Raw genomic sequence first — 6,834 nt, 5'->3', positions numbered from 1 at the left:
GGGGTGGGGTTTTGTCAAACCGCCCCTTTTTTTGTGGGGTTGGTTTTTTTGTATATATAAAAACCAAAAACCACCCCGCCTCTGATGGGCGGCCGGAAAAGCGTAGTCGGAAAATGTGAGGTCGACGGGTCACCGGGCCCCCTTTTTTTCTGAAGATAGCAGCTGCGCAAAAATTGCCCCTTTACGGGCCCTTATCGATGCGCGCCTGGGTTGCCAAACCAGTCTTCCCCGTTGACTATGTCACCATGTTCGACCGTGATATCGCTTCATGTGTCCATGATGACTTGTTTCCATGTTGACATGGAAACAAGGAAACAACGCCGGAAGGAGGCCCTATGATCATCTCCGCTGCGATCCCAAAGGGCGGCACTGGCAAATCGACGATGCTGCGCACCCTCGCATCCGTCGCGCTGCATCGGGGCTATTCGGTCACTCTTATCGATGGCGACCGGCGGCAGAACATGAACCGCTGGTTCCAGATGCTAGGCGAAGCTGGCAATCGTCCTGACAAACTTACGATGGTGAGCGCGATGACGCCGCAGGAAATCCTTCGCGCGGCAGCCACTCACAACGGAGAACGCTCGGTCGTCTTGATCGATACGGAAGGCACCACAAATGACAACCTCATGGCCGGGCTCTTCGCGGCCGACATTGTCGTCGTGCCGGTCTATTTTGCCCTCGACGATGTGACCGCCGCCATCCAGATCACCGACCACTACATCCCGCTGGCGGTCGAGAGCCGGGGTAGACCGCTGCCTGCGATATTCGTGCTGACCAAGCAGACCATCATCGATGGCAGGGCGCGAGCCCTGACAGAACTGCGCGCCATCATCCAGGCCAACGGGACACCGATTGCGGAACACGTCCTGCACAATCGCGTTGCCTACCGCGACCTTCAGACCGGGCAGACCCTTTACAGCCCCGAGGTGCCCGACGCGAAGGCGATTGCCGAGAGCGAAGGGGTCTTCGACGACCTTCTGCAAACCTTCATCGAAGCCACAAGGAACGCGGCATGAGTGAAGAAACCGCGCCGAAATCCGGTGACGACAAGAAGGCCCGCATGATGAAGGCGATCTCCACGCAGCCGCCCGTACTGCCGAGCATGTTCATCCCACAGAAGGCCGAGCCGTCAGGGATCAAGGAGCAAGCTACGCCCCAGATGCAGGAACCGACAAAGCCATCCCCGGCAGTCGGGCCCGATTTCCGCAAGCTGCTGCGGCAGGGTCAGAAAAAGGACCCCATTGCCGGAAAGAAGATTCGCGAGGAGGAGATGATCCGCTGCGGGTACTATTTGACGGCCGTGGAGCAGCGCCAGTTCAAGTTGCTGGCGATCAGCAACGGGCACAGCATGACCGAACTGCTGCGTAAGGCCGTGCAGGATTATATCCGCATACATAAGCACAAACTGCCGAAGGAATAATCGGCGGTTTTGGAGTCGCTCTCGCATGCCGTGACGGGTGATGTTCGTGGCTCTTTTGCAACGTGCAAAAAAAGGGCCCGCGACGGAACACTCCGTCGCGGACCCTGAGATGTGTTTGCCTACTCGGGTTGGCTGAGGTGTTTCAGCACCTCGCCGAGGATTGCGTCTCGCACCGGACGCCCGCTGGCTGCCGCTTTGTCGTCGACCAGCTTTGCGGCCAGTTTGGGCGACAGCGGCATGAAGTCGTAGCCGTGTGAGATGGCTGCGCGGCGAAGATCCTCAAGCGTTTCAAATGAGCGATCGTGGGTGCCGAGCCAAAGACCGGGCTCGTCGGTTTCTTCGTGCGGGAACGCTTGCAGGAAGTAGGTCCGAAGTGGTGGGTCGTAGCCGATGACAGCGTCTGGATCCGAGCGGACCTGTCCGGTCACGGTGCCAGTGACAGTGATGGTGTAGCGGCTCATTGCAACCTCCTTTGGCCGGTGGGGAGCCGGCCCCTTGCGGGGCCGGCCTCCGATGCCTCACTGGGGGTTGTTCCAGAGGATGACCTTCTTGTTTTCCTCGCCGCCCGGGGCGGGAGCGAGATTGCCGAAGATGACGCCGATCTCGGGGGCCTCCAGCTTGACCGAGAGGTATTCCTCGCCCGAACGCTGGGAGATGCGGTGCCAGCCGGCTCCGATCTCGAAGCCCGTGCGCTTGTTGACAATCCGGTAGTCGGGGGCGTCCTCGCGCGATTTGTTGGTGTTCGGGATCAGCGTGATCGGGGCATTGACCCGGAGCGTGGCGAAGACGCCTTCCATCGAGCCGTCGGCCTTGGTGGTGAGGTTTGCGATCGTGGTGGCCATGGTAGTTCTCCTTCGGTTGCATCGGGACCATTCCCGATGGCGCCAAAGGAGAGGGCCGTCCTGCTGCGGTCATCTCGGCGAAAATTCTGGAAAATTCTATTTGCCGAAAAATTGCGGGCAGGCCCTTCGCCTGCCCGCAGGCAAGAAACAGAAATCGAATTTTCCTGAATATTCGCCGAGTGTACCCCCAACGGGGGTTGACCGCACAAAGCAGGCGGTCGTCTACAAAGGCGACATGAAACGGGAATGGCCCCGGATGCGACCGAAGGAAAAGAACTCAGGCCGCCATCGCTAGACCGCCGACGCAACGCTGCCGGATCGCAGGAACATGCTGCAGCCTCTCGGGTCATGTCGTCGGCATCGCCAACACATCGAACAGCAGCCCGGCGCGTGGCCGCCTTGCATGTTCGGGCTCGCGGCAGAGTGGTTTCGAGATCGGAGCCGGCTGGCAGCGGCCTTCACGCCCCTCGGGGACGATACCGCGCAGTCAGGTTGGATGACCCGGCAGGCCAGGATGTTGTTCGGCACGCTTGCACCCGCTTCAGAGGCGAGAAGCGTCAAGATGATCATCCGCACAACGCCCCGCGGCTCTGCGCGTGGACCGGTTTCGAAAGGGGCCGGCTCCGTCCGCACATACAGTGGATTAGGCGGCGCGGAGCCGGATCAACATATCGGATTGAACCCGCCGGGCTGTCGGCAGCCATCATCCTGGCAACGTTAGACGCTCCTCCGGCATCATGCGGGCTTCGGCTTGGCGGCGAATGTCCGAACCGGCATGGCGGAGCATGGCGCACCAGTCCTCCACATTGTACGTCGTTGCCATCCGGCCCCTGGCCAGATCGTAAATGACGCACGGCTTGTTTGCGATGGCGAGCCGAAGCACGTTGACGGCCGTACCGGGTGATGCGCCGTCCCAGACCATCATGCCAAAGTCGGCGCGCCGCGCCATCTCCCGGTCCTTGGCGGCGTGGAACCAGTGCTCGTGAGCTCCTTCAGGAGACGGAACATGGTAGGCGGCCCAGTCGCCCAGATTGTTGCGGGGTTCCTTGCCGGCATGGAAGACCCCGACATGCTCGTACTTGTAGCCCGCGAGCAGGCCCTGCGCCTCGGCATCGGCTCCAGGCGCGTCGCCAACCAGCACGCCGTGCTCGGCAGCAACGATTGCGCCGATGCGCGCGATGGCAGGTTCCGGCAGCTCGAATATCTCGCGTGATCCGCCTATGAATATCATCGACATGGTGACTTTCCCTTCTCGCTCCGCGTCCCCCGCCCCGCGCCGGCCGCCCTCTCCCTCTGGCCCTGCGCGAGGGATCGTCACCCGAAGGCCGAGACGGCGAAGCCGGCTCGGGAAGCGGCGGGACGCCGCGACGAGAGCCCGGCCGGCCGCAGGCCGGCGCGCCCGGATCCTGCAGCTGCCGGAGGCGCTACGCGCATCATCTGGCTAGTGGCGCTACGCGCTTGGAGCTACGGGCCTTTGTCGGCCAGCCAGAGGCTCACGTCCTGGATCGAGCGCTTGGCCGCGAAAAGAGAACGTCAATCCAGACGGCTGACGCGGCGGCCCTCGCTGCGCGCTCCGATAAAGGCGCCTGCGATTTTCATCATGAATGCCTTGCTGAAACGACCGAGGGGCTTACCGTCGGCTTCGATGTACCAGGAGCGTTCGGCAATATCGTAGTTGTATTCGTCAACCACGATCCAGCAGCGTTTGAGATCGGTCAGACCGGCGCGGCGGCACTCGATAGCGGAGACTTCCAAACCGACCCGATCGCTGGTCGGTGGCTGGGTGGTTATAGCCAGGAGCGCGAGATGGGTCAGGCCATCTCTTGCGCCGCGGACAGCGATGACCACGCAGGTCGGCCGGATCTTGCGGCCTTCCGTTTCGCCGCGCTCGTGTTGCCATGCCCAAAGATACGGATAGGAGATCACCTGACCAGGCAGAAATCTACCGCTCATCATCGTATCCTTCCCCGCGCGCTAGTCGGTCGATCTCAGCGGTGAAGAGTTCCGTGTGTTCCTCCGGCATCTCGGCGACATGGTATGCGCGGCGGGGATCGCCGCCGATGCGCATCCGTTCGTAGTGCTCGTAACTCATCAGCACGAACCGGGGTTTCCGGTGCTTGGTGAGAATAACGGGTTCGCGGCTGGCAACGTCGGTGACGTCGCCAACCTGCTTGTTGAGATCCCCCGTCGTGAACTGGCGCATGGCTGGACTCCTTGATCAGACTCCATATTATCTGGATTTTCTGGATTTGCAAGAAAACGGCGCTCACGCGCCGCCCTCCGCGAACCGCCAGACGGGGATGCCGAGCCGACGGGCCTTGTCGGCAAGGTTGTCGGTAATGCCGGAGCCGGGAAAGACGATCAGGCCGTAGGGCACCACGGAGAGAAGCTGGTCGTTGCGGCGGAACGGGGCTGCCTTGGCGTGCCGGGTCCAGTCCGGCTTGAAGGCGATCTGCGTGACCTTGCGGTTCTCGGCCCAGCAGGCGGCGATGCGTTCGGCGCCGCGCGGGCTGCCGCCGTGGAGCAGGACCATGTCGGGATGCTTCTCGCGAGCCTTGTCGAGCGCGTCCCAGATCCTGTCGTGATCGTTGCAGTCGAGGCCGCCGGCGAAGGCGATCTTGGTCCCTGCTGGAACGAGCACCTCGGTTTCGGCGTGTCGGCGGGCGGCGAGGAAGTCGCGGCTGTCGATCACCGAAGCCGTCATCGCCTGGTGGCTGACCTTGGAGCCGGTGCGCGGTCGCCATGCCGATCCGGTTTGTGCCTCGTAGAGATCGGCGGCCTCATCGCGCATGATTTCGATCACGTTGCGGCGCTCGATATAGCTGATGCCTTCCGCGGTCAGCCGCTCCAGCTCGACCGACTTCACCTCCGAGCCGTCCTGCTCCTGCTGACTCGAGCGCTGCGCCTCCTCGTTGCGGTCGAGGCTGCGGGCGACACGCTCGGCGGCACGGTGGAAGACGTTTGCGAAGGACCAGAGCAGGTCGTCGAGATCGGGTTCGAGCCTGGTGTCCCCGAGCATGCCGGCGAAGGTTTCTACGATCCCGGCGAGGCCGGCCCGGATCACCTCGTCGTCGGGAAGCGGCCGAGGGTCAGGTTCGTCCTGATGCGGGCGATGGCCGTACATCTGCAGTTCGAGGATAACGCGGTCGGTCGGCGAGGAGGCGTGGGAGGGCTCGTAGCCGTCATCGAAAGGAATGTCGTAGGTCATGGCGGTGTCTCCGTCGGTTGTGGCCGCGCCTATCGCGGCCTGACAGCGCTCCCCGGCCGCGCGCCGGGCGCGGCCGCACCGAAGGCCGGAGCGCGAGCGGAGGACGGCGCAGCCGTTGCGGCCGTGACCGGGGGGTGGCAGGGGTCGCCTCTCAGGCAGGCCGCGGGCGCGGCCTCTCCGGTGACCGCCGCCATGTCTGCAGGCTATCCGGCGACGCCGCGCCGAGCCGCGTGCCGGCCCGACCCATTCATCCGGGCGGCAGGAAGAGACGGGCATCCTCCGGGACGAGTTGATCGCGGAGCCATGCCGCGAGGTGGGCTTGGCCGAGATGACGCAGATCGTCGTTGAAGTCGCCGAGCTGCGGCCGCAGCACCAGGGCGAGAATCCCTGCCTCGCCTGCGCGCTGGCTGAGACGCTCTATGCCGTGCCGGCCGGCGGCGTCGGCATCGGCTGCGATGTAGAGGCGACGGCAGCCAGGCGGGAAGATCAGGCCGGCGAGGTGATTGGCTGAGGTGGCGGCAGCCAACGGCAGCGCCGGCATCACCGTCCGGAGCGACGCCATCGTCTCGAAGCCCTCGCCGGCGGCCATGACGGGCGCACCGGACTGTTGGCCTAGCCAGATGCCGTTGCCCAGCAGGTGACCAAGCGAGCGGCGTGGATCGGCGACCGGCGCCTTGCCGACCTTGCCACTCGGGTCCAGCCCAGAGGACAGGTAAGTGCGCTGCAGGCCGGTGATCTGCCCGTCGAGGCTGGTGACAGCCGCAATCAGAGCAGGAAGCGTCCGCGTCTCGCCCGTTGCGAGATCCCTGTAGTAGCAGCCAGGATGGAAGCGCAGCGCGCGCTCATGCGTCGAAAGCAAAATGCCGCGACCGGCAAGATAGCGTTCGGCCAGCGTACCGGCGATCGGATGCGACATGGCGAACAGGCGACGCGCGGCGTCAGGCGAGCCGCGTGTCGCAGCAGGCTGGCGATGCGAGCCAAGGGGCTGGGGCGGGAGCTGGGGCGGTGGCAGCGGCATGGAGAGGAAGCGACGTGCTTCATCCGCGACCTCGCGGAAGTCGACCAGACCGCAGCTCTGCTCGATGACGTCAAGCAGGTCGCCATATTCCCCCGATTGCTCGTCGACCCATTTTCCGGCTGCCTTGCCGCCAACCGCCTTGAGCCGCACATGCATGGAACGGCCGCGCGTGTTGCGGACATCGCCGACCATCCAGTAATTGCCGGAGCGATGGCCGTTGGAGAGATATTCGCGGCACGCCCCCACGGCATGTTAACCCCGGCGGCGTGCCAGCAAGGTTTCCGAGCCGGGCAAGACCGCCTCCCCCCAAAACCCGTGGGGTACGGTCGGTGACGCCCACCACCGT

9 protein-coding genes are annotated in these 6,834 nt (G+C 63.9%); 2 read left to right on the top strand and 7 right to left on the bottom strand.

Annotation, left to right across the window (positions count from 1 at the left end; translation table 11 throughout):
- Positions 1-335 precede the first annotated feature (335 nt).
- Positions 336-1,016, top strand: coding sequence for a nucleotide-binding protein (locus tag NKH54_RS32300; RefSeq protein ID WP_352442680.1), 681 nt, complete (start codon positions 336-338; stop codon positions 1,014-1,016).
- Positions 1,013-1,420: a hypothetical protein gene (locus NKH54_RS32295; RefSeq protein WP_353029713.1), complete on the top strand. Its 408-nt coding sequence runs from the start codon at positions 1,013-1,015 to the stop codon at positions 1,418-1,420. The genes NKH54_RS32300 and NKH54_RS32295 overlap by 4 nt, the downstream gene beginning before the upstream one ends.
- Positions 1,421-1,539: 119 nt before the next feature.
- Here NKH54_RS32295 and NKH54_RS32290 read toward each other — a convergent pair whose 3' ends face one another.
- The 7 genes from NKH54_RS32290 to NKH54_RS32260 form a co-directional block, all read right to left on the bottom strand.
- The gene (locus NKH54_RS32290; RefSeq protein WP_353029712.1) at positions 1,540-1,881 is read right to left on the bottom strand and encodes a hypothetical protein; all 342 of its coding nucleotides are present in this window, start codon (positions 1,879-1,881) and stop codon (positions 1,540-1,542) included.
- 57 nt (positions 1,882-1,938) lie between these two features.
- A complete protein-coding gene (locus tag NKH54_RS32285; RefSeq protein WP_006205585.1) occupies positions 1,939-2,262 on the bottom strand; it encodes a DUF736 domain-containing protein in 324 nt (107 codons plus the stop codon).
- 703 nt (positions 2,263-2,965) lie between these two features.
- Positions 2,966-3,499, bottom strand: a complete 534-nt coding sequence (locus NKH54_RS32280; RefSeq protein WP_353029711.1) for a hypothetical protein — start codon at positions 3,497-3,499, stop codon at positions 2,966-2,968.
- Positions 3,500-3,795: 296 nt separating this feature from the next.
- On the bottom strand, positions 3,796-4,215 hold the full coding sequence (locus NKH54_RS32275) for a hypothetical protein (RefSeq protein ID WP_353029710.1): 420 nt from the start codon (positions 4,213-4,215) through the stop codon (positions 3,796-3,798).
- On the bottom strand, positions 4,205-4,465 hold the full coding sequence (locus tag NKH54_RS32270; RefSeq protein WP_353029709.1) for a type II toxin-antitoxin system prevent-host-death family antitoxin: 261 nt from the start codon (positions 4,463-4,465) through the stop codon (positions 4,205-4,207). Before NKH54_RS32270 ends, NKH54_RS32275 begins: the two co-directional genes overlap by 11 nt.
- A gap of 63 nt (positions 4,466-4,528) precedes the next feature.
- On the bottom strand, positions 4,529-5,470 hold the full coding sequence (locus NKH54_RS32265) for a DUF2493 domain-containing protein (protein ID WP_353029708.1): 942 nt from the start codon (positions 5,468-5,470) through the stop codon (positions 4,529-4,531).
- Between the two features lie 247 nt (positions 5,471-5,717).
- Positions 5,718-6,734, bottom strand: a complete 1,017-nt coding sequence (locus NKH54_RS32260) for a DUF7146 domain-containing protein (RefSeq protein ID WP_353029707.1) — start codon at positions 6,732-6,734, stop codon at positions 5,718-5,720.
- Positions 6,735-6,834: the final 100 nt, after the last annotated feature.

Source organism: Mesorhizobium sp. M1004 (assembly GCF_040318795.1).
In the GTDB taxonomy this organism is placed as follows: Bacteria; Pseudomonadota; Alphaproteobacteria; order Rhizobiales; family Rhizobiaceae; genus Mesorhizobium.
Note: the sequence above shows the minus strand (reverse complement) of the source record. Positions and strands in the feature narration are given on the sequence as shown.